The following is a 23,461-nucleotide window of genomic DNA, read 5'->3' as shown; positions in this document are numbered from 1 at the left end:
CGGGCGGACTGAATTTCAATCATCAAAAAGCAATTTACTGATTTTAATCAGCGGCCACACTTTGCTTTTTTTCCGGAAAATTATCGATTTCTTTCTGACAAGAAATCGAAGGATGCTTATTACCTAAAATAAAGAGAGAAAGATGAAAAGTTTAAAAATCGCGGCCAGCCGTGCATGTCCGGACTGCTTTACCACCCAGCGTGAGCTTGTGGATGTCCGCGCTTCAGATTATATCGATGTCGCAGCCATTGTTCTGGCCGTTAGCGATATTTCCAGCGGCATACTGGAAGAAATAGAAGCCACCGGATTTGGCATTCCCGTCTTTGTCGCAACGCATAAAGAAGAGATCATTCCGGCAGATTATTTATCGCGCATTCACGGCGTATTTGAGCATTCAGACACCAGCAACGATTTTTATGGCCGCCAGCTGGAAGCGGCGGCCCAGAAGTACGAAACCCAGCTGCGACCGCCGTTTTTCCGTGCCCTCGTAGACTACGTGAAACAGGGTAACAGCGCATTTGACTGCCCGGGGCATCAGGGGGGGCAATTCTTCCGCCGTCATCCTGCGGGCAATCAGTTTGTCGATTTCTTTGGTGAAACGCTTTTCCGTTCCGACCTGTGTAACGCCGACGTGGCGATGGGCGATCTGCTGATCCACGAAGGCGCCCCGTGCATTGCGCAGCAACATGCCGCAAAGGTCTTTAATGCCGATAAGACCTACTTTGTGCTGAATGGGACCTCCTCATCCAACAAAGTGGTCCTTAACGCCCTGCTCACCCCTGGCGACCTGGTTCTGTTTGACCGTAATAACCACAAATCGAATCATCACGGTGCTCTTCTTCAGGCTGGCGCGACGCCGGTCTATCTGGAAACCGCGCGCAACCCGTACGGCTTTATTGGTGGTATTGACGCGCACTGCTTTGAGGAAAGCTACCTGCGCGAGTTGGTAGCCGAGGTGGCGCCAGGTCGTGCACGCGATGCACGCCCGTTCCGTCTGGCGGTGATCCAGCTGGGTACCTACGATGGCACCATCTATAACGCCCGTCAGGTGGTGGATAAGATTGGGCATCTGTGTGATTACATCCTGTTCGACTCGGCCTGGGTAGGTTACGAGCAGTTTATCCCGATGATGGCAGATTGCTCGCCGCTGCTGCTGGAGCTGAACGAAAACGACCCGGGAATTCTGGTCACCCAGTCGGTACATAAACAGCAGGCAGGCTTCTCGCAGACCTCGCAGATCCACAAAAAGGACAGCCATATCAAAGGCCAGCAGCGCTATGTACCCCACAAGCGGCTGAATAATGCTTTTATGATGCACGCCTCAACCAGCCCGTTCTACCCTCTGTTTGCTGCGCTGGATATTAACGCCCGTATGCATGAAGGTCAGAGCGGTCGCAACATGTGGATGGACTGCGTGGTTAACGGTATTGAAGCGCGCAAACTGATCCTGGAGAACTGCCAGTACCTTCGTCCGTTTGTGCCGGAGACGGTGGATGGCCGTCCGTGGGAAAGCTTCGACACAGCGGAAATTGCCACCGATCTGCGCTTCTTCCACTTCGTACCGGGTGAAAACTGGCACGCTTTTGAGGGCTATGCCGAGCACCAGTACTTTATCGACCCGTGCAAGCTCCTGCTGACCACGCCAGGTATTAACGCCCGCACCGGCGAGTATGAGGATTTCGGCGTGCCCGCCACCATCCTCGCCAACTTCCTGCGTGAAAACGGCATCGTGCCGGAGAAATGCGATCTCAACTCGATCCTGTTCCTGCTCACCCCTGCGGAAGATATGGGCAAACTGCAGCAGCTGGTGGCGCAGCTGGTGCGCTTCGAAAAACTGCTCGAGAGCGATGTTCCGCTGAAAGAGGTCCTGCCTTCTCTCTACAAACAACATCCGGAACGTTACGCGGATTACACCCTGCGCCAGATCTGCCAGGAAATGCATGACCTGTACGCCCGCCACAACGTGAAACAGCTGCAGAAAGAGATGTTCCGCAAGTCTCACTTCCCGCGCGTGATGATGAACCCGCAGGACGCAAACTACGCCTATCTGCGCGGTGAGGTTGAACTGGTCTCCCTGCGCGATGCGGAAGGCCGCATTGCCGCTGAAGGCGCCCTGCCTTATCCGCCTGGGGTGCTGTGCGTTGTCCCGGGCGAAGTCTGGGGCGGCTCCGTGCTGCGCTACTTTGCCGCGCTGGAAGACGGTATCAACCTGCTACCAGGCTTCGCGCCTGAGCTGCAGGGCGTATACGTTGAAGAGTGTGAGGGTCGCAAACAGGTTCGCTGTAACGTCATCAAACAACCCGCTGCTCAGCCCGCGCTGCTGAAAGGAGAGACATTATGAGTAAATCCAATAAGATGGGCGTGGTGCAGCTGACCATCCTCACCATGGTCAACATGATGGGGTCCGGGATCATCATGCTGCCCACCAAGCTTGCCGAAGTGGGCACCATTTCGATTATCTCCTGGCTGGTGACGGCGGTGGGGTCAATGGCGCTGGCGTGGGCATTCGCCAAATGCGGGATGTTCAGCCGCAAGTCCGGCGGGATGGGCGGCTATGCGGAATACGCTTTTGGCAAGTCCGGCAACTTTATGGCCAACTATACCTATGGTGTATCGCTGCTGATCGCCAACGTGGCGATTGCCATTTCCGCCGTGGGTTACGGGACGGAACTGTTTGGCGCCACGCTCACCCCGGTACAAATTGGGCTGGCGACCATCGGGGTGCTGTGGATCTGCACCGTGGCGAACTTCGGCGGCGCGCGTATCACCGGACAACTGAGCAGCATCACCGTCTGGGGCGTGATTATCCCGGTCGTCGGTTTATGCATCATCGGCTGGTTCTGGTTTAGTCCTACGCTCTACGCCAACTCCTGGAACCCGCATCATGTGCCGTTCTTTACCGCCGTGGGCTCTTCTATCGCCATGACGCTATGGGCTTTTCTCGGACTGGAATCGGCCTGCGCGAACGCGGAAGTAGTTGAGAACCCGGAAAAGAACGTGCCGATTGCGGTACTTGGCGGAACGCTGGGGGCGGCGGTGATCTATATCGTCTCAACCAACGTGATTGCCGGGATTGTGCCGAATATGGATCTGGCTAACTCCACGGCACCGTTCGGGCTGGCTTTCGCCCAGATGTTCACCCCGGAAGTCGGGAAGGTGATTATGGGTCTGATGGTGATGTCCTGCTGCGGTTCGCTTCTCGGCTGGCAGTTCACCATCGCGCAGGTGTTTAAATCCTCGGCTGACGAAGGTTATTTCCCCAAAATCTTCTCCCGCGTCACCAAAGCGGACGCACCTGTGCAGGGCATGCTGGCCATTGTGATTTTCCAGAGTGGATTGTCGCTGATGACCATTAGCCCGTCGCTGAACAGCCAGTTCAACGTGCTGGTCAACCTGGCGGTGGTGACGAACATCATTCCGTACATTCTGTCGATGGCCGCGCTGGTGATTATTCAGAAGGTCGCGAAGGTGGATCCGCGTAAAGCACGAGCTGCGAATATCGTGGCGCTCATTGGGGCGATTTACAGCTTCTATGCGCTCTACTCTTCCGGTCAGGAAGCGATGCTCTATGGGGCAATGGTGACCTTTATGGGCTGGACGCTGTACGGTCTGGTGTCACCACGGTTTGAATTGAAGAATAAGCATAGTTAGGTAAAAACAAAACGGCAGCCCGAGGGTTGCCGTTTTTATTGTTTTCTCCCTCTCCCTGTGGGAGAGGGCCGGGGTGAGGGCATCAGCCCGCACCGATAACGCACTTACGCGTTCTTCAGCACTTCGCTGACAATCTCTACGGCTTCTTTCTCAATCTGCTGACGGTGCTCAGCGCCGATGAAGCTTTCGCAATAGATTTTATACGCGTCTTCCGTACCGGATGGACGTGCAGCGAACCAGCCGTTGTCGGTCATTACTTTCAGCCCCCCGATTGACGCGCCGTTACCCGGTGCAGCCGTCAGACGCGCGGTGATCGGATCTCCTGCCAGGGTGCTAGCACTGACCATCTCCGGAGAGAGTTTAGACAGCGCCGCTTTCTGGGCTGAGGTCGCGCTCGCCTGAATACGGTTGTAGCTTGGCGCACCAAAACGTGCCGCCAGGTCGTTGTAATGTTCCTGCGGGTTCTTACCGGTGACCGCGGTGATCTCCGCCGCCAGCAGGCACATGATGATACCGTCTTTATCGGTTGACCATGGCGTGCCGTCGAAACGCAGGAAGGATGCCCCGGCGCTCTCTTCACCACCGAAGCCGAAGCTGCCGTCGTGCAGACCGTCAACAAACCATTTGAAGCCCACCGGCACTTCCACCAGCTTGCGGCCCAGCGCGTCGACCACGCGGTCGATCATCGCGGAAGAGACCAGCGTTTTACCGACAGCCACCTCTTTGCCCCACTGCGGACGATGCTGGAACAGGTAGTTGATCGCCACAGCCAGATAGTGGTTCGGGTTCATCAGCCCGGCAGGGGTGACGATACCGTGACGGTCATAATCCGGGTCGTTCGCAAACGCCAGATCGAATTTGTCGCGCAGCGCCAGCAGTCCCGCCATCGCACACTCGGAGGAGCAGTCCATACGGATCGCGCCGTCTTTATCCAGGTGCATAAAGCGGAAGGTCTGATCGACGTGATCGTTCACGATGGTCAGATCCAGCTTGTAATGCTCGGCAATACGTTTCCAGTACTCGATACCGGAACCGCCCAGCGGGTCCACGCCCAGCTTCAGGCCTGCTTTCTGAATCGCCGCCATGTCGACGATATCCGCCAGTCCCTCCACGAACGGCTGAACCAGATCCTGCTCTTTTACGTGACCGGACGCCATTGCCGCATCCAGAGAGATGCGTTTCACGCCTTTCAGACCGTCAGCCAACAGCGCGTTTGCGCGGTCTTCTACCACTTTGGTGACGTTAGTATCTGCCGGGCCACCGTTAGGCGGGTTGTATTTAATGCCCCCGTCTTCCGGCGGGTTGTGGGATGGCGTGATAACAATCCCGTCAGCCAGCGCGCCACCTTTTTTGTTGTGCACCAGGATAGCGTTAGACACCGCCGGCGTTGGCGTGAAGCCGTTATTCTCCTGCACAATCACGTCGACGCCGTTTGCCGCCAGCACTTCCAGCACAGAGATGAACGCCGGTTCAGACAGCGCATGGGTATCTTTCCCCACGTAGCACGGACCGGTAACGCCGTTTTTAGCGCGCTCTTCCGCAATGGCCTGAGCAATGGCCAGAATGTGCGGTTCGTTAAAGCTATGGCGTGCCGCGCTACCGCGGTGACCAGATGTACCAAACTTCACTGCGTGTTCTGCGTTGCCCACGACCGGTTTCAGCACGTAATACTGCGCGGTCAGCTGAGCGACGTTAATCAAATCGCTTTGTTGTGCAGGTTGGCCTGCACGGCTGTGATTTGCCATTACCGGGTCCTTCTGATGCAAGGGTTAAATTGTACCGCAAACCTTTTCAATCAATTCCGCCGGGAACTGCATGGACTGCATGATGTGTTCAATCATGCTGCACTTGCGGCCCGTATTGGTATTGGTGATCACCCAGTATGGGGTGCCAGGGACATGTTTAGGTTTGGTTTGGTTGCCATTTTGCAGCAGCGTTTGCTCGTCACCCGCGAAATAGACGCGAGTACGACCGTGCAGCGACTCGGTCGCTTCAGCAAACGCTTTGTTATCCAGGGAGTAAAGTGTAGACAGCACCAGCATAAAGCGGTTAACCGCCTTTTTCTGCTCCGCATACTCGTCGGACAGCAGCAGCTCGCGCATCGCGCGTACTTTATCTTTTACCGGCGTCACGGCAGGCTTTGCTTGTGCAACAACGCTCGGCTGAGACACGACATCTTTGGTGACTGGGGTAGCAGGCTGTGAAGCGGCGGAAATTTTAAGCATGCGCCGTAAAATGTCGGACGCGCTCTCCCCGATATGCCGCGTTTGGCTGGCAATATACTGATAGAGTTCGTCATCAACTTCGATTGTTTTCATCTTAATCCAGTGCGATATCTTATCTGAATACAAGTCATTGGGATTATAAGGTCAAATCCCAACAGCGGATAGCGTCAAACCAGGTTGGCGGCAAAAGTCAGATTAAACTGGAACCTTGCGGCCGGGCGGCAGAATGGTCAACATGATACCCTAACCTGACAAACGTAAAAAAAGAACTTTGCCATGAAATTGAATACCCGAGCGCAAACTGCACAATCGCCGAACAATAATTCTCCCATCGTACTGGTTCATGGACTTTTTGGCAGCCTGGATAACCTGGGCGTGCTGGCGCGCGATCTGGTTACCGATCACGATATTTTACAGGTCGATATGCGCAACCACGGACTTTCCGGGCGCGCAGACGAGATGACCTACGCGGCAATGGCGCAGGATCTCCTGGATACGCTCGACGCCCACAACCTGCAGAAAGTGACCCTCATCGGGCATTCGATGGGTGGTAAAGCGGTCATGGCGCTCACGGCACTGGCACCTGAGCGAATTTCCGGGCTGGTGGTGATTGATGTCGCCCCAGTGGATTACGACGTTCGCCGTCACGATGAGATCTTCGCGGCAATTAATGCGGTGACGGAGGCCGGCGTTTCCACCCGTCAGCAGGCAGCAGCCGTGATGCGTGAGCATCTTGATGAAGAAGGCGTGGTGCAATTCCTGCTGAAGTCGTTTGTTGAGGGGCAATGGCGTTTTAACGTCCCGGTGCTGTGGGACCAGTATAATAACATCGTTGGCTGGGAGGCCGTCCCCGCCTGGCCGCATCCTACCCTCTTCATTCGCGGCGGTAACTCGCCTTACGTTACTGATGCTTACCGCGACACGCTGCTGGCACAATTCCCGCAGGCGCGCGCCCATGTAATTGCCGGTGCCGGGCATTGGGTACATGCGGAAAAACCTGATGCAGTCCTGCGCGCCATTCGTCGCTATCTCACTGATACGGCAAATTGATTAAAAAGAGAGCGACTGGAAGACGACGGGCTTCCAGTCGTTGGCGTGCCGTTTTTGCTGATGTATGATGGCGCGCTTATCGCCCGGGCATTAGCAGGGCGGCGTGTTTCCCCCGAAGTCTCTGAATCATGGCCAAAGAACAAACGGACCGTACGACACTAGATCTGTTCGCGAATGAGCGTCGACCGGGACGACCGAAAACGAATCCGCTTTCGCGCGACGAACAGCTGCGTATTAATAAACGCAACCAGCTTAAACGCGATAAAAATCGTGGGCTTAGGCGTGTCGAATTGAAGCTCAACGCTGACGCTGTCGATGCGCTTAACGAGCTGGCGGAAGCGCGTAATATCAGCCGCAGCGAGCTCATTGAAGAGATGCTGATCGCCCAGCTTGAGACATTGCGCAGCCAGGCATAAGTCTGAAAAACCCCTTTTTTACCCTTTTCATGTAGCACAGAGTGCAGTCCTGCGCGATAGCGGTTTCCGCAGGGTTGCCTGTTCTGCTATTATTGCCCTTATCCGTGGCCGAATTGCGCCACCATACCATTAAGTTTCAAGAGGTTATTTTACTCATGGCAATCATCGGCATTTTCTTCGGCAGTGATACCGGCAATACCGAAAATATCGCAAAAAACATTCAGAAACAGCTCGGTAAAGACGTTGCTGATGTGCATGACATCGCCAAGAGCAGCAAAGAAGATCTCGAGGGCTACGACATTCTGCTGCTGGGTATTCCAACCTGGTACTACGGTGAAGCACAGTGCGACTGGGATGATTTCTTCCCAACGCTGGAAGAGGTGGACTTCAACGGCAAGCTGGTTGCCCTGTTTGGCTGTGGCGATCAGGAAGACTATGCCGAGTACTTCTGCGACGCGCTGGGCACCATCCGCGACATCATTGAGCCGAACGGCGCCGTTATTGTCGGTCACTGGCCCACTGCCGGTTACCACTTTGAAGCCTCCAAAGGTCTTGCCGATGACGATCACTTCGTGGGTCTGGCCATCGACGAAGACCGTCAGCCTGAGCTGACCGCTGAGCGCGTAGAGAAGTGGGTTAAGCAGATCCGTGAAGAACTGCACCTGGACGATATTCTCAACGCCTGATTTTCGCGGCGCAACGGCGGTTGCGCCCGTTTTCCAGGTAAAACCGATTAAATTAATTGCTACAAACTTTTAACTTTTTCGCGCAGACCTGTACAATGTTTCCCTGGTAAAATGTGGTTTTCATTTCACAAGTTTGTCGGTGATACCCCATTTTTATAAGCATACTTTGCCTGAGACTTGCAGTTTTCATTTAGCCGTGGCAGTTCTATAATGAGACGCAATATCCAAGGTGCATTTTCTGTCACTTCTTTCAGAAGTGAATCGTTTAGCAACAGGACAGATTCCGCATGACTGACAACAATACCGCATTAAAGAAGGCTGGCCTGAAAGTAACGCTTCCTCGGTTAAAAATCCTCGAAGTGCTTCAGGGTCCAGACAACCACCATGTCAGTGCGGAAGACCTCTATAAACGTCTTATCGACATGGGTGAAGAGATTGGTCTGGCCACCGTTTATCGCGTGCTGAACCAGTTTGATGACGCGGGCATTGTTACCCGTCATAATTTCGAAGGCGGTAAATCTGTATTCGAACTGACCCAGCAGCATCACCATGATCACCTGATCTGCCTCGATTGCGGCAAGGTCATTGAATTCAGCGATGATTCCATCGAATCGCGTCAGCGTGAAATCGCCGCTCGTCATGGCATCCGCCTGACCAACCACAGCCTGTACCTGTATGGTCACTGCGCTGAAGGTGATTGCCGCGAAAATGAACACGCGCACGACGCAAAATAAGTCACGTTCATACTCTGAGCCAGCCGTAAGGCTGGCTTTTTTTTGCCTTAAAAAGCCCGGTGGCGCTGCGCCTGGGCCTACGGACTATGACGCCTTTGTAGGCCCGGTAAGCGCAGCGCCACCGGGCGTAAAGCAACTTAATTATTGTTATTGCGTATCTCGTTCCAGATCTTATCGCAACGCTTCGCGACTTCCTGATCGTTACCCGTTTTACGCGCCTGGATACAGGCCTGATAATCCATCACACGAATATTCTCCTGCGTCGCGAATTGCTCATGCGCCTTCTCTTTCTTCAGCACATTCAGTACGCTCTGACAGGCTTCAATTTTCTCCGGCGAGCCTTGTGCGGTATTAATACAGGCGCTGTAAGCCTCCTTCAGCCTGGAATCTTCCTTCGGTGCCTGAGGCTGAGCGCAGGCCACCAGCCCCGATGCAAGCATCGCGACAATTACGATTTTTTTCATCATATGCAGTCTCCGGTCCGGCGGGCCTTAACCCGCCGGAAGGTTCATCAGAAGATGGTGAATGGGGCAATAACCATGAATTTCACGTCACGTTCATCCTGGAAGATGTTGCCGTAACCGCCCGCATAGCTCGGGATATCGGAGTGGTTGTCATACTGAGTGAAGTGCAGTTTGAACATCGTGCCCTTCGCGCGCCCATCCTGCAGGGTATAGATAGCATCCAGGCTGTAGGAGGACTCTTTCAGGCGATAATTTGGATCGTAGTACGCATCCGGTGTGGCCATGTCGCCAGGTTTTGCGTCCCAGGCGTAAGCGTAAGAAGCGCCCACTGCCCAACCCGGCAGGTTCCAGTTTTTCAGATCATACATTGCGCCGAAGAAGACCGCTTTTTCACCATTGGCGTTGAAGTCTGAGCGGTTATCCCACCAGATATCCAGACGACCGTTAGATGACGCGTAAGTTGGCGTCATACGTTGCAGGAAGTAGCCCTGCTGCCCTTCCGCCTTCACCCATGTCCCTTCCAGGCGTAAATCAACCTGGCCCACTTTATAGCCGAAAGTCAGCGCCTGCAGCCACGCGGTGCCGTCATAAATGTCGTTGACGCCGCCATCGCTGACCTTGTCACGCGTACCATAGAACTGGTAGCTGGTGCTCAGTGGACTTCCTGCGATATCAAATTTGTAGCTGGCTTTAGCAAAATACTGATCGATATAGCCTTCCGCCTGACCAAATGCGGCTTCCAGTACCAGATCGTTTTTAAAGTCGTATTTCGCGCCCAGCGAGTGGAGATAATCGACTTTGGTTTTCTTATCGTTCTGGTAGAACTTGTCCATTTCAATGTGCCATGGAGCCTTATACTCGTTGGTCCACATATAGGAGAAGCTCAACGCACCCGCATCACCATAGTCAAAGTTCGCCCCGGCTTCTGCGCCCTGATAGGTACCTGGCATGAAGCTCCAGTGTGGTGCTAACAGCGTCTGGCCGGTTGGCTGAATATACCCTCCACGCGCCCAGACCGGGCCGTATTTAAATTTCGCTGCGGCCTTGTACAGGCTGATACCACTCTTATCACCGGACCAGTCTTCATCGTAAGCTTTGTTGCTGGAGGAGAAGGCAATTTCGTTAGGGTGGCCGCTGTCGCCGTTTTCCGCCATTTCAATCGCGGTGAATGCAGCGATATCCAGGCCGAACATATCTGCGGCATAGCCTGACTGGAAGTCCAGGTTGGCGTTCCATGTGGAGTGAGAAAGGTTGGTTTTATATTTGTCTTCGGCGACGTCTTTACGGTCACGTTCACGCTGCCAGTAATAGATGCCGCCCGTGAGGGTAGAATCGTCGATGAAACCCGCAGCTTTCGCCTCAGGTGTAACAACCAGGCCAGACATTGCTGTCACACCGGCAATAGCCAGCGCCAGCGCACTACGTTTGCCACTGAACGTACGCATAGATTATTCCTCTTTGACGAATTAAAGCGCCTAAAACGGCGAAAATAAAAAAGACCAGGCGGTCAGGGGTAGTTATAAATACCCTCGAATTAACTACCGTCTTTAGGTTATTTTTCGCGACGCGAATTATCAATGCTTTTCATCAGGCAAAAGTCAGGATTATGACGAAGTGCACATAATTGGTAGTGCTTTGTAACATTTGGCCGGAAGCGTGATTTGGCGGGGGTGTAGCAGCGTATTTCAGGGTATTAGAACATTAGAAATCGCGTATTTTGCGAAATTTGCCATTTTCAAAAACAGACAAACTTTTTTAAAAAAAATAAGTAGCACCACATTGACCAAAAATAACGGCGGACATTTTTACAACGCCACTTTAACGATATGATCATTAATAAAAAAAACGCCGCAATAAGCGGCGTTTGTTTCTCATTGACCAGAGCGGCGTTATTATTCGCCGATCTTGGTCCAGGTGTCACGCAGACCGACGGTGCGGTTAAATACCGGTTTTTCCGCAGTGCTGTAACGGCTGTCAAGGCAGAAGTAACCTTCACGCTCGAACTGGAACGCTTTACCTGCTTCAGCTGTTTTCAGCGATGGCTCAGCATAACCCTGTTTGATCACCAGAGATTCCGGGTTGATCGTCGCCAGGAAGTCTTCCGCCGCACCCGGGTTAGGCACGCTGAAAAGACGATCGTACAGACGGATTTCTACCGGCAGCGCGTGAGAAGCGCTTACCCAGTGGATAACGCCTTTCACCTTGCGACCATCGGCAGGATCTTTGCTCAGCGTTTCGGCATCGTATGAACAGAAGATGGTGGTGATATTCCCTTCTGCATCTTTCTCTACGCGCTCGGCTTTGATCACGTAGGCGTTACGCAGACGGACTTCTTTACCCAGCACCAGACGCTTGTACTGCTTGTTGGCTTCTTCACGGAAGTCAGCGCGGTCGATCCAGATTTCACCGCTGAACGGTACGTCACGGCTTCCCATTTCCGGTTTGTTCGGATGGTTAGGCATGGCAACCAGTTCACTCGCACCCTGAGGATAGTTTTCGATAACCAGTTTTAACGGGTCGATAACCGCCATCGCGCGTGGGGCATTTTCGTTGAGGTCTTCACGAATGCAGGACTCCAGCGACGCCATTTCAATGGTGTTGTCCTGCTTGGTCACGCCGATGCGCTTGCAGAACTCACGAATAGAAGCAGCGGTGTAGCCACGACGACGCAGACCAGAAATGGTCGGCATACGCGGGTCGTCCCAGCCCTCAACGTGCTTGTCAGTCACCAGCAGGTTCAGCTTACGCTTGGACATCACGGTGTATTCCAGATTCAGACGAGAGAACTCGTACTGACGCGGATGCACAGGGATGGTGATGTTATCCAGCACCCAGTCGTACAGGCGACGGTTGTCCTGGAACTCAAGCGTACACAGCGAGTGGGTAATGCCTTCCAGCGCATCGCTGATGCAGTGGGTGAAGTCGTACATCGGGTAGATGCACCACTTGTTACCGGTCTGGTGGTGTTCAGCAAACTTAATGCGGTACAGCACCGGATCGCGCATCACGATGAACGGAGAAGCCATGTCGATTTTGGCACGCAGACAGGCTTTGCCTTCTTCAAAACCACCCGCACGCATTTTTTCAAACAGCGCCAGGTTCTCTTCCACGCTGCGATCGCGGAACGGACTGTTTTTGCCAGGCTGCGTCAGCGTACCGCGGTATTCACGGATTTCATCCGCGGACAGTTCATCGACGTACGCCAGACCTTTGTTGATCAGCTCAACCGCGTAAGCGTACAGCTGATCAAAATAGTCAGAGGAGTAGCAGATATCGCCAGACCAGTTGAAGCCCAGCCATTGCACGTCGTTCTTGATGGACTCAATGTATTCGATGTCTTCTTTTACTGGGTTGGTGTCATCGAAACGCAGGTTGCACTGCCCCTGATAGTCTTGCGCAATGCCAAAGTTCAGGCAGATGGATTTCGCATGACCAATATGCAGGTAGCCGTTCGGCTCCGGCGGGAAGCGGGTATGCACCGTGGTGTGCTTACCACTGGCCAGATCTTCATCGATGATCTGACGAATAAAGTTACTCGGGCGGGCTTCAGCCTCACTCATCGTGGATTCCTCAAAGCGTAAACAACGTATAACGGCATATGATCTTATAAGCCGGACGTAGTGACAACCCTTAGTTACGGAAAATACGTATCAGATGAAAATAATGGGGGCATTTGCTGCAAAAAAAAGCGGCGGAGGATATCCCCCGCCGCTTAAGGCATGACTCTACTCAGGAGCGATTACTTGCCTTTAATCTCATACAGTGGCGTTTGACCTGCAACCACCTGACCTGTTGCCTGAATAACCAGGCCACTGAAGTCGTCGATGTTGCTGCAAACAACCGGACTGATCATGGAGCGTGCATTGGCGTTCAGGAAGTCCAGATCCATCTCCAGAACCGGCTGCCCGGCCACCACTTCAGCGCCCTCTTCCACCAGACGAGTAAAGCCTTTACCCTCAAGCGCAACGGTATCGATGCCCATGTGGACAACAATCTCCGCGCCATTTTCGGTTTCGAGGCAGAATGCGTGGTTGGTATTGAAAATCTTCACGATAGTACCCGCAGCAGGAGAGACGACGGTTTTGTCCGTTGGTTTCACCGCCACGCCGTCGCCTACCGCTTTACTGGCGAACGCTTCGTCAGGCACTTGTTCAAGGTCAACGACCTCACCCGTTACCGGAGAGACCAGAGCCGCCACCGTCACGGCGTTAGGCACGGCCTGTGGCTTCGCGGTCGGAGTCGCCGTTGCCGCAGGTGCGCTGTCAGCTGCTGCCGCTGCGACCGGGCCACGCGCAACCACTTTCTTCATTTCGTCACCGATGGATTCCGCTTTGGCGCCCACGATAACCTGGATAGTTTGTTTGTTCAGTTTAACGACGCCAGATGCGCCAAGGCGTTTACACATTGCATCGCTTACGCGAGCGGAGTCACCCACGGTCAGACGCAGACGGGTAATACAGGCATCAATGGCTTTCAGGTTGTCGGTACCGCCGACTGCGGCAATGTAGCTGGTTGCCAGCTGAGTTAAACCTTCTTCGGTATTGCTGTTGGCTTCACTAGTCACGACGTCATCAGTGGTATCTTCGCGGCCCGGCGTTTTGAGGTTAAACATACGGATAACCGCGCTGAACAGAACGAAGTAGATAACGAAGAAGGCCGCACCCATCACCACCAGCATCCAGACGTTCTTGCTTGCCGCTGGCAGGTTGTACATCAGCACGTAGTCGATCGCGCCTGCAGAGAAGGAGAAGCCCGCATGGATGCCCAGCAGAGTCGCCACGAACAGGCTGATACCGGTTAACACCGCGTGCATCAGGTACAGCAGCGGAGCCAGGAACATGAACAGGAATTCCAGAGGCTCGGTCACACCGGTCAGGAATGCAGTAATGGCGACTGACAGCAGCATACCGCCGACCATTGGACGACGCGCTTTCGGCGCAGCTAGGTACATGGCCAGCGCAGCGCCCGGCAGACCAAACATCATGATTGGGAAGAAGCCGGACATAAACATGCCCGCGGTGCCATCACCCGCGTAGAAGCGGTTAATGTCGCCGTGGAAAACGGTACCCGCCGCATTGGTAAACTCACCAATCTGGAACCAGGCGATAGTGTTCAGAACCTGATGCAGACCGGTTGGGATCAACAGACGGTTAATGAAGCCGAAGATGCCCGCACCCATCGCACCCGCAGAGACGATCCACTCGCCGCCCGCATGGATAGCATGCTGCACTGGCGGCCAGACGTAGCCAAAGATCGCGGCGAGAACCAGACAGAAGAAGCCGGTCGCGATTGGCACGAAGCGTTTGCCACCAAAGAAGCTGAGGAAGTCTGGCAGCTTGATGTTTGCCCAGCGGTTATATACCGCACCGCCGACCAGACCGGTAATGATACCCGCCAGTACGCCCATGTTGATTTCCGGGTTAATCGTTACCATCGCTTTCGTCAGGATGAAGTAACCAACCGCCCCTGCCAGCGCTGCGGCCCCTGCACTGTCTTTAGACCAGCTGGAAGCAACGCCGATGGCGAAAATCAGCGCCAGGTTGTCAAAGATTGCGCCGCCAGCCTGGGCGATAAACGGCACGTTGAGAAGATCGGGTTGCCCGAATCGCAGCAGCAGCGCTGCAACCGGTAGCACGGCGATAGGGAGCTGCAAAGCCCTACCGAGGCGCTGGAAAAAACCTAAAATATTCATCCTATTCCCCCTACGAGACCCTTTCCAGGCTCGCGCATTAACTATGTTTTTATTGTGTTGCTAACGATAAGTACCGTCGATAATTCACTGGCAGTGTGAGTGTGTGAAAAATTAATTCGTATCGCAAATTAAACACCCATTTTTTGTGATTTTTGTCACCAAATATCGTATTAAGCCCTCCCTTTCACTGGCTAACAGCGAAAACTTATTTTATCATTCAAAAAATCAAGACGGATTGATCCAGCCTGAAAGGTTCCAGGTTACGCTTAAGTATCAGGTTCCGGTAGCCATCCGCCCACTCTTCTACTTTAACTCTTGAGGTGAACAATGAGACTGATTCCCCTGGCAACTGCTGAACAAGTCGGTAAATGGGCCGCTCGCCATATCGTTAACCGCATTAATGCCTTCAAGCCTACCGCCGATCGTCCTTTCGTTCTTGGCCTGCCAACCGGCGGTACTCCGCTGACGGCGTATAAAGCCCTGGTTGAAATGCACAAAGCGGGCCAGGTTAGCTTCAAACATGTTGTGACCTTCAATATGGATGAATATGTCGGCCTGCCAAAAGACCACCCGGAAAGCTACCATAGCTTTATGCACCGGAATTTCTTTGATCACGTTGATATCCCAGCGGAAAATATTAACCTGCTGAATGGAAATGCGCCTGATATTGACGCAGAATGCCGTCAGTACGAAGAAAAAATCCGTTCTTACGGTAAAATCCACCTGTTTATGGGCGGCGTGGGCAACGATGGTCATATCGCGTTTAACGAGCCGGCATCGTCCCTGGCTTCCCGCACGCGTATTAAAACGCTGACCCATGACACCCGCGTGGCAAACTCCCGCTTCTTTGACGGTGATGTGAACCAGGTTCCAAAATACGCCCTGACCGTTGGCGTAGGCACCCTGCTGGATGCCGAAGAAGTGATGATTCTGGTGCTGGGTGGCGTGAAAGCGCAGGCACTCCAGGCTGCCGTTGAAGGCAACGTTAACCACATGTGGACCATCAGCTGCCTGCAGCTGCATCCAAAATCAGTCATCGTCTGCGACGAACCGTCCACGATGGAGCTGAAAGTGAAAACGCTGAAATACTTCAACGAGTTAGAAGCCGAGAACATCAAAGGTCTGTAATTGATTAACCGCCTCTTCTCTAAGAGGCGGCCGCTTTTTTTAACCGGGGGTCGTTATGTACGCTTTAACCCACGGTCGGATTTATACCGGCCACGAAATTCTGGATGACCATGCGATTGTTATCGCCAATGGCCTGATTGAACGTGTTTGTCCGCTGGCAGAGCTGCCGCCAGGGATTGAACAGCGCTCACTCAATGGAGCAGTAATCTCCCCCGGTTTCATCGACGTACAGCTGAACGGCTGCGGCGGTGTGCAATTCAATGACACTGCCGAGGCGGTGACGGTTGAAACGCTGGAAATCATGCAGAAAGCCAACGAGAAATCGGGCTGCACCAGCTATCTGCCAACGCTCATCACCAGCAGTGATGACCTGATGAAACAGGGTATCCGTGTGATGCGCGAATACCTCGCCAAACACCCTAATCAGGCGCTCGGTCTGCACCTGGAAGGGCCATGGCTGAATATCGTGAAGAAAGGCACTCATAACCCGGATTACGTGCGCAAGCCTGACGCTGAACTGGTCGACTACATGTGTGCGAACGCCGATGTGATCGCTAAAGTGACGCTGGCACCAGAGATGACCGGCACTGACGTGATCAGCAAACTGGCTGCCGCCGGGATTGTGGTTTCAGCAGGGCACTCAAACGCCACGCTGAAAGAAGCCAAAGCGGGCTTCCGCGCGGGCATTACCTTCGCCACGCACCTTTACAACGCCATGCCTTATATCACCGGTCGCGAACCGGGTCTGGTCGGGGCGATTCTGGACGAGCCAGACGTCTACTGCGGCATTATTGCTGATGGTATGCACGTGGATTACACCAACATTCGTAATGCCAAGCGCCTGAAAGGTGACAAGCTTTGCCTGGTTACCGATGCCACTGCACCAGCAGGTGCAAATATTGAGCAGTTCATTTTTGCCGGTAAAACAATATACTACCGCAATGGACTGTGTGTCGATGAAAACGGTACGCTGAGCGGTTCCTCTTTAACCATGATTGAAGGGGTGCGTAACCTGGTTGAGCACTGTGGGATTGCGCTTGATGAAGTCCTGCGTATGGCTACCCTTTATCCGGCTCGCGCAATCGGCGTGGATAAACAGCTTGGCGGAATTGCACCGGGTATGGTTGCAAACCTGACGGCATTCACACACGATTATAAAATTATTAAGACCATCGTTAATGGTAACGAGGTCGTCACTGAGTAAGTAAAAGTATGACACCAGGCGGACAAGCTCAAATCGGTAATGTCGATCTCGTTAAACAACTTAACAGTGCGGCGGTATATCGCCTGATTGACCAACACGGGCCAATCTCTCGAATTCAGATAGCCGAACAAAGCCAGCTTGCTCCCGCCAGCGTGACAAAAATTACCCGCCAGCTTATTGAGCGCGGTTTGATCAAAGAAGTCGATCAGCAGGCCTCTACCGGGGGCCGCCGCGCTATCTCCATTATTACCGAAACCCGCAATTTTCAGGCGATTGGCGTTCGGCTGGGCCGTCATGACACCACGCTCACGCTCTACGATCTGAGCAGCAAAGCGATTGCGGAAGAGCACTATCCCCTTCCCGAGCGCACCCAGGAGACGCTGGAGCACGCGCTGCTGAATACCATCGCGCACTTTATTGAGAGCTGTCAGCGTAAGATCCGCGAGCTCATTGCAATTTCAGTGATTTTACCCGGTCTGGTCGACCCGGAAAGCGGCGTGATTCGCTACATGCCGCACATTCAGGTGGAAAACTGGGCGCTGGTCGATGCGCTGGAAAAACGCTTTAAAGTGACCTGTTTTGTCGGCCACGATATTCGTTCTCTGGCACTGGCAGAGCACTACTTTGGTGCGAGTCAGGACTGCGAAGACTCTATTCTGGTGCGTGTCCACCGCGGGACAGGCGCAGGTATTATTTCTAACGGTCGGATTTTTATTGGTCGCAACGGTAACGTCGGCGAGATCGGCCACATTCAGGTCGAGCCGCTGGGCGAACGCTGCCACTGCGGTAACTTCGGCTGCCTTGAAACCATTGCCGCCAACACGGCCATTGAGCAGCGCGTTCGCCATCTGCTTGAACAAGGTTACCAGAGTCGCGTCACGCTGGCTGATTGCAAGATAGGCACCATCTGCAAAGCCGCCAATAAAGGCGACGCGCTGGCCTGTGAGGTGATTGAGCAGGTTGGGCGCCATCTGGGGAAAACTATCGCCATCGCCATTAACCTGTTTAACCCACAGAAAGTGGTGATAGCCGGAGAAATTGTTGAAGCGGAAAAGGTGCTGCTCCCCGCGATTGAAGGCTGTATTAACACCCAGGCGCTGAAAGCATTCCGCCAGAATCTCCCTGTGGTTCGTTCAAAACTTGACCATCGCTCGGCAATTGGTGCTTTTGCGCTGGTGAAACGCGCCATGCTCAACGGTATTCTGCTGCAGCATTTGCTGGAAAGTTGATCGGACCTTATAGTAACGCCTTCTTTTTTTGATGTCGGAACGTCCATGACCATTAAGAATGTAATTTGTGATATCGACGGCGTGCTGATGCACGACAACGTTGCCGTACCAGGTGCTGCGGAGTTTCTTCACCGCATCATCGACAAAGGAATGCCTCTGGTTCTTCTCACGAACTACCCTTCTCAGACCGGTCAGGATCTGGCAAACCGCTTTGCGACGGCGGGCGTCGACGTCCCGGACAGTGTGTTTTATACCTCGGCGATGGCAACGGCGGATTTTCTGAAACGTCAGGAAGGCAAAAAAGCGTACGTGGTCGGCGAAGGCGCGCTGATCCACGAGCTGTATAAAGCGGGCTTTACGATTACCGATGTCAATCCGGACTTCGTGATTGTGGGTGAAACGCGCTCCTATAACTGGGAGATGATGCATAAAGCCTCGTTCTTCGTTGCCAACGGCGCGCGCTTCATTGCCACCAACCCGGATACCCACGGTCGAGGTTTTTATCCGGCCTGTGGCGCGCTGTGTGCCGGTATTGAAAAAATCTCCGGGCGCAAGCCATTCTATGTCGGCAAACCAAGCCCGTGGATCATCCGCGCCGCGCTCAATAAAATGCAGGCCCACTCGGAAGAAACGGTTATTGTCGGCGATAACCTGCGTACGGATATTCTGGCCGGCTTCCAGGCGGGTCTGGAAACCATTCTGGTGCTGTCCGGCGTCTCGCAGCTTGATGACATTGATTCGATGCCGTTCCGACCAAGCTGGATTTACCCCTCCGTCGATGAAATTGACATTATCTGATACCAAACCACGCTCAGGGCGTGGTTTTTCATTTTTAGCCCTTACAAATAAAACCATATCTAACAAAAAGTGCACTTTATTGCATAATCATCAATAAAAGCGTCCGTGACGTACTCTTTTTTCACTATTCCGCAATCACCATTGCACTATTTCCGTTTTCGCCCGTAAATCTCTTGCGCCCCTTCTCCCTTTGCGGCATTTTCATAAGCAAGCAACATTACAAAGCAACAGGGTTAACGGAGAAGGTTATGTGTTCAATTTTTGGCGTACTGGATATTAAAACTGACGCGGGCGAACTGCGTAAAAAAGCACTCGAACTGTCCCGCCTGATGCGCCATCGCGGCCCGGACTGGTCAGGCGTTTACGCCAGTGATAAAGCGATTCTGGCTCACGAACGTCTGTCTATCGTAGACGTCAACGCCGGTGCACAGCCGCTGTATAACGAGAAAAAAACGCACGCGCTGGCTGTTAACGGTGAAATCTATAACCATCAGGCACTGCGCGCCGAGTACGGCGACCGCTACGCCTTCCAGACCGGGTCTGACTGTGAAGTGATTCTGGCGCTCTATCAGGAGAAAGGTCCGGAATTCCTGGACGACCTGCAGGGTATGTTTGCCTTCGCCCTGTACGATAGCGAAAAAGACGCGTATCTGATTGGCCGCGACCATATCGGCATTATCCCGCTGTACATGGGCCACGATGAACACGGCAACTTCTATGTTGCCTCTGAAATGAAAGCTCTGGTACCGGTCTGCCGCACCATTAAAGAGTTCCCGGCAGGCAGCTATCTGTGGAGTAAAGACGGTGTGATCCGTCCGTACTACCAGCGCGACTGGTTCGATTATGACGCGGTTAAAGACAACGTGACGGATAAAGCCGAGCTGCGTCAGGCGCTGGAAGATTCCGTGAAAAGCCACCTGATGTCAGACGTACCTTATGGCGTGCTGCTCTCCGGCGGTCTGGACTCCTCCGTGATCTCCGCGATCACCAAGAAATTCGCCGCTCGCCGCGTGGAAGATCAGGAGCGCTCCGAAGCCTGGTGGCCGCAGCTGCACTCCTTTGCCGTGGGTCTTGAAGGGGCACCTGACCTGAAAGCTGCGCAGGAAGTGGCAAACCACCTGGGCACCGTGCACCATGAAATTCACTTCACCGTGCAGGAAGGCCTGGATGCAATCCGCGATGTGATCTATCACATTGAAACTTATGATGTTACTACCATTCGTGCCTCCACGCCGATGTACCTGATGTCGCGTAAGATTAAAGCGATGGGCATCAAGATGGTGCTGTCCGGTGAAGGTTCTGACGAAGTGTTTGGCGGCTACCTGTACTTCCATAAAGCGCCAAACGCCAAAGAACTGCATGAAGAGACCGTGCGTAAATTGCAGGCACTGCATATGTTTGACTGTGCACGTGCCAACAAAGCAATGTCGGCATGGGGAGTAGAAGCGCGTGTCCCGTTCCTGGATAAGAAATTCCTCGACGTGGCGATGCGTATCAACCCGCAGGACAAAATGTGCGGCAACGGTAAAATGGAAAAACATATCCTGCGCGAATGTTTTGAATCATACCTGCCCGCGAGCGTGGCGTGGCGTCAGAAAGAGCAGTTCTCTGATGGTGTAGGTTACAGCTGGATCGACACCCTGAAAGAGGTGGCAGCAAAACAGATTTCCGACCAGCAACTGGAAACGGCAAGCTTCCGCTTCCCGTACAACACGCCGGGCTCGAAAGAAGCGTATCTGTACCGTGAAATCTTTGAAGAGCTGTTCCCGGTGCCGAGTGCGGCAGAGTGTGTTCCGGGTGGCCCATCCGTCGCCTGCTCGTCTGCCAAAGCGATTGAATGGGATGAATCTTTCAAAGCGATGAACGATCCATCAGGCCGTGCGGTAGGCGTTCACCAGTCTGCCTACAAATAATCGCGACGATTCTAATCAGGCCCCTCTGGGGCCTTTTTTTTGCCTTGCATTTCACTCTCGAAAAACGATTAATAACCAATAATTGCCGAATATTCGGTCACGCTGTTCGCAACCTAACCAAACAGTCACATTCCGGCTATTTTCGTTGAAAAAGGTGTTGACGCTGCAAGGGTCTATACGCATAATGCGCCCCGCAACGCCGATAAGGTAACGCGAAAAAAGATGGCTACGTAGCTCAGTTGGTTAGAGCACATCACTCATAATGATGGGGTCACAGGTTCGAATCCCGTCGTAGCCACCATCTTTTTTGCGGGAGTGGCGAAATTGGTAGACGCACCAGATTTAGGTTCTGGCGCCGCAAGGTGTGCGAGTTCAAGTCTCGCCTCCCGCACCATTCCCAGGTAAGCGTTGCACGGATGGGGTATCGCCAAGCGGTAAGGCACCGGTTTTTGATACCGGCATTCCCTGGTTCGAATCCAGGTACCCCAGCCATATTTCTTCGATTTTGCGGTTCTCCGCGGTATTGGGGTATCGCCAAGCGGTAAGGCACCGGTTTTTGATACCGGCATTCCCTGGTTCGAATCCAGGTACCCCAGCCATCGAAGATTGCAGTACTGGCTACGTAGCTCAGTTGGTTAGAGCACATCACTCATAATGATGGGGTCACAGGTTCGAATCCCGTCGTAGCCACCAAATTAAGATTGTCGATTTTTCGGTAATCAAGACAAATTGTTGGGGTATCGCCAAGCGGTAAGGCACCGGATTCTGATTCCGGCATTCCGAGGTTCGAATCCTCGTACCCCAGCCAATTTAAAAAGTCGTTAAGCAGTTTGTTTAACGCAATTGGGGTGTCGCCAAGCGGTAAGGCTCTGGTTTCTGATACCAGCATTCCGGGGTTCGAATCCCTGCACCCCAGCCACTTAAAAACAAATAAGCCCGCTCTGCGGGCTTTTTTGTTGTTGTTGTCTGTGCGGCCTGATGCCCCCTCACCCTACCCCTCTCCCCAAAGGGGCGAGGGAATAGTCGAAGCAGCGATTAAAGTCCGAGAGCGTATTTCAGGGCCTGACGTTTCAACCCACCGGCACGTTCCGCCGCCATGAGGCCAATGTTACGCAGAATACGTACTGGCGCTAAGTCATTGCTGAACCCGGCATAGAACAGATCCATTCCAGACTGCATAATAAAATTATCCGCCATACGTCGCGTCTGGTAACGCTTCAGTACCTGATGGCTGGACCACGCTTCCGCATGCCCGCGCGCATGACTTAAAACGTCCAGTAACGCGTCAACGTCACGATACCCAAGATTTACCCCCTGCCCGGCCAGCGGGTGTATGGTGTGTGCCGCATCCCCCACCAGCGCCAGCCCGTCACGGGCATACTGCAAAGCGTGACGTCGCGTGAGCGGGAATGCGCCAGCGGCGACTGGTGTGATATGCCCCAGACGGCTCGGGAAGTGCTGCAGGATCTCGCGCTGCAGTTGTTCCATTGAAAGCCCTTGTAGCTGGCGAATGCGCGCCGGTTTGTCGTACCACACCAGTGACGCCCAATGATCAAATAGCGGTAAAAAGGCATGCGGGCCATTCGGCGTAAAGTGCTGCCAGGTGCTCTCACCCGGCGAATTCTCACACTGGACGGTAATCAGCATACAAGACTGCTCATACTGCCAGGCATGTACCCCAATACCTGCCATCTGTCTGACCTGAGAATTGGCACCATCCGCCCCGACGACCAGCTTCACAGCCAGCTCATCACCGCTGTCGAGCGTCAGCAAATAGCCGCTTTCGTGAGTATGAAGTGCCTTAAGTGACGCAGGAACACGCAGCGTCACCTTCGGGTGCGCCTCCAGGGCCTGCCAGAGCGCCTGCTGGAGCACATTGTTTTCCACCATGTAGCCCAGGCGCGGCAGCTTCAGCTCCGCAGCATCAAACGCAACGTGGGCATTTTCCCACTCCCAGGTTTCAAGACGGCTGTAGGGATGCGCACGCATCGCCTGCACCGTTTCCCAGACGCCCAGACCGCGCAGCAGATCGACCGACGCCGCGCTGATAGCAGAAATGCGCACATCCGGCTTGCTGGCGGGATCGAATGCCGGCGGTGCAGCCTGTTCAATTACCGTTACCTCAAATCCCTGCTGCGCCAGCCCCAGCGCCAGTGCGCCGCCGACCATACCGCCGCCGACAACGGCAACTTCGGTGTGTTGGAGTGTCATGGTCATTTTTCCTTATTGGAGAATCCCTTAAGTTTACCGGATTTTTGCGGTCCTGAGACA

General features: G+C 53.7%; 18 protein-coding genes and 7 tRNA genes. 18 read left to right on the top strand and 7 right to left on the bottom strand.

What is annotated here, in order from left to right:
* Positions 1 to 142 precede the first annotated feature (142 nt).
* Together speF and potE are read left to right on the top strand one after the other, a co-directional pair.
* Complete coding sequence (gene speF / locus G0034_RS06295; RefSeq protein ID WP_179120633.1) at positions 143 to 2,341, top strand: ornithine decarboxylase SpeF; 2,199 nt, start codon at positions 143 to 145, stop codon at positions 2,339 to 2,341.
* A complete protein-coding gene (gene potE / locus G0034_RS06290; RefSeq protein WP_022647448.1) occupies positions 2,338 to 3,651 on the top strand; it encodes a putrescine-ornithine antiporter in 1,314 nt (437 codons plus the stop codon). The genes speF and potE overlap by 4 nt, the downstream gene beginning before the upstream one ends.
* A 104-nt stretch (positions 3,652 to 3,755) precedes the next feature.
* Here potE and pgm read toward each other — a convergent pair whose 3' ends face one another.
* Together pgm and seqA are read right to left on the bottom strand one after the other, a co-directional pair.
* The gene (gene pgm, locus G0034_RS06285) at positions 3,756 to 5,396 is read right to left on the bottom strand and encodes a phosphoglucomutase (alpha-D-glucose-1,6-bisphosphate-dependent) (RefSeq protein WP_179120632.1); all 1,641 of its coding nucleotides are present in this window, start codon (positions 5,394 to 5,396) and stop codon (positions 3,756 to 3,758) included.
* A gap of 24 nt (positions 5,397 to 5,420) precedes the next feature.
* Positions 5,421 to 5,969, bottom strand: a complete 549-nt coding sequence (seqA, locus tag G0034_RS06280; protein WP_014883019.1) for a replication initiation negative regulator SeqA — start codon at positions 5,967 to 5,969, stop codon at positions 5,421 to 5,423.
* A gap of 183 nt (positions 5,970 to 6,152) precedes the next feature.
* On the opposite strand from seqA, the gene ybfF reads away from it, so the two are divergent.
* From ybfF to fur, 4 genes are all read left to right on the top strand, one after another.
* Complete coding sequence (gene ybfF / locus G0034_RS06275) at positions 6,153 to 6,926, top strand: esterase (RefSeq protein ID WP_032637188.1); 774 nt, start codon at positions 6,153 to 6,155, stop codon at positions 6,924 to 6,926.
* Positions 6,927 to 7,054: 128 nt separating this feature from the next.
* A complete protein-coding gene (ybfE, locus tag G0034_RS06270; protein WP_088127009.1) occupies positions 7,055 to 7,342 on the top strand; it encodes a LexA regulated protein in 288 nt (95 codons plus the stop codon).
* A gap of 155 nt (positions 7,343 to 7,497) precedes the next feature.
* Entirely contained in the window at positions 7,498 to 8,028 is a 531-nt protein-coding gene (gene fldA, locus G0034_RS06265) for a flavodoxin FldA (RefSeq protein WP_008501067.1), read from the top strand.
* A 287-nt stretch (positions 8,029 to 8,315) separates the two neighbouring features.
* On the top strand, positions 8,316 to 8,762 hold the full coding sequence (gene fur / locus G0034_RS06260; protein WP_003858655.1) for a ferric iron uptake transcriptional regulator: 447 nt from the start codon (positions 8,316 to 8,318) through the stop codon (positions 8,760 to 8,762).
* Between the two features lie 137 nt (positions 8,763 to 8,899).
* On the opposite strand, the gene chiQ is transcribed toward fur, so the two are convergent.
* The 4 genes from chiQ to nagE all read right to left on the bottom strand — a co-directional run bounded on the left by chiQ (position 8,900) and on the right by nagE (position 14,918).
* Positions 8,900 to 9,226 carry a ChiQ/YbfN family lipoprotein gene (gene chiQ / locus G0034_RS06255; protein ID WP_014883016.1) on the bottom strand — a complete coding sequence of 109 codons (327 nt, stop codon included), beginning with the start codon at positions 9,224 to 9,226 and terminating at the stop codon, positions 8,900 to 8,902.
* 47 nt (positions 9,227 to 9,273) lie between these two features.
* Entirely contained in the window at positions 9,274 to 10,671 is a 1,398-nt protein-coding gene (gene chiP, locus G0034_RS06250) for a chitoporin ChiP (protein ID WP_047344393.1), read from the bottom strand.
* Positions 10,672 to 11,118: 447 nt separating this feature from the next.
* Entirely contained in the window at positions 11,119 to 12,786 is a 1,668-nt protein-coding gene (glnS, locus tag G0034_RS06245; RefSeq protein ID WP_179120631.1) for a glutamine--tRNA ligase, read from the bottom strand.
* 179 nt (positions 12,787 to 12,965) lie between these two features.
* Positions 12,966 to 14,918: a PTS N-acetyl glucosamine transporter subunit IIABC gene (gene nagE / locus G0034_RS06240; protein WP_179120630.1), complete on the bottom strand. Its 1,953-nt coding sequence runs from the start codon at positions 14,916 to 14,918 to the stop codon at positions 12,966 to 12,968.
* A 327-nt stretch (positions 14,919 to 15,245) separates the two neighbouring features.
* On the opposite strand from nagE, the gene nagB reads away from it, so the two are divergent.
* The 12 genes from nagB to G0034_RS06180 all read left to right on the top strand — a co-directional run bounded on the left by nagB (position 15,246) and on the right by G0034_RS06180 (position 22,109).
* On the top strand, positions 15,246 to 16,046 hold the full coding sequence (nagB, locus tag G0034_RS06235) for a glucosamine-6-phosphate deaminase (RefSeq protein WP_008501061.1): 801 nt from the start codon (positions 15,246 to 15,248) through the stop codon (positions 16,044 to 16,046).
* Positions 16,047 to 16,101: 55 nt separating this feature from the next.
* Positions 16,102 to 17,250, top strand: a complete 1,149-nt coding sequence (gene nagA / locus G0034_RS06230) for an N-acetylglucosamine-6-phosphate deacetylase (protein WP_032637190.1) — start codon at positions 16,102 to 16,104, stop codon at positions 17,248 to 17,250.
* 8 nt (positions 17,251 to 17,258) lie between these two features.
* Positions 17,259 to 18,479, top strand: coding sequence for a DNA-binding transcriptional regulator NagC (gene nagC / locus G0034_RS06225; RefSeq protein ID WP_014883011.1), 1,221 nt, complete (start codon positions 17,259 to 17,261; stop codon positions 18,477 to 18,479).
* A 45-nt stretch (positions 18,480 to 18,524) separates the two neighbouring features.
* A complete protein-coding gene (gene nagD, locus G0034_RS06220) occupies positions 18,525 to 19,277 on the top strand; it encodes a ribonucleotide monophosphatase NagD (RefSeq protein WP_008501057.1) in 753 nt (250 codons plus the stop codon).
* Between the two features lie 248 nt (positions 19,278 to 19,525).
* Positions 19,526 to 21,190, top strand: a complete 1,665-nt coding sequence (gene asnB, locus G0034_RS06215) for an asparagine synthase B (RefSeq protein WP_179120629.1) — start codon at positions 19,526 to 19,528, stop codon at positions 21,188 to 21,190.
* Between the two features lie 224 nt (positions 21,191 to 21,414).
* Positions 21,415 to 21,491 (top strand) — tRNA-Met (locus G0034_RS06210).
* Between the two features lie 8 nt (positions 21,492 to 21,499).
* A tRNA-Leu gene (locus tag G0034_RS06205) sits at positions 21,500 to 21,584 on the top strand.
* A gap of 23 nt (positions 21,585 to 21,607) precedes the next feature.
* A tRNA-Gln gene (locus tag G0034_RS06200) sits at positions 21,608 to 21,682 on the top strand.
* Between the two features lie 32 nt (positions 21,683 to 21,714).
* A tRNA-Gln gene (locus G0034_RS06195) sits at positions 21,715 to 21,789 on the top strand.
* Positions 21,790 to 21,806: 17 nt separating this feature from the next.
* A tRNA-Met gene (locus G0034_RS06190) sits at positions 21,807 to 21,883 on the top strand.
* 40 nt (positions 21,884 to 21,923) lie between these two features.
* Positions 21,924 to 21,998 (top strand) — tRNA-Gln (locus tag G0034_RS06185).
* Positions 21,999 to 22,034: 36 nt separating this feature from the next.
* Positions 22,035 to 22,109: transfer RNA gene (locus G0034_RS06180), tRNA-Gln, on the top strand.
* A 116-nt stretch (positions 22,110 to 22,225) separates the two neighbouring features.
* Here G0034_RS06180 and ubiF read toward each other — a convergent pair.
* Complete coding sequence (ubiF, locus tag G0034_RS06175; protein WP_179120628.1) at positions 22,226 to 23,401, bottom strand: 3-demethoxyubiquinol 3-hydroxylase; 1,176 nt, start codon at positions 23,399 to 23,401, stop codon at positions 22,226 to 22,228.
* Positions 23,402 to 23,461: the final 60 nt, after the last annotated feature.

Origin of the sequence: Enterobacter sp. T2 (genome assembly GCF_010692925.1) — a bacterium.
Taxonomy (GTDB): Bacteria; Pseudomonadota; Gammaproteobacteria; order Enterobacterales; family Enterobacteriaceae; genus Enterobacter; species Enterobacter kobei.
Note: the sequence above shows the minus strand (reverse complement) of the source record. Positions and strands in the feature narration are given on the sequence as shown.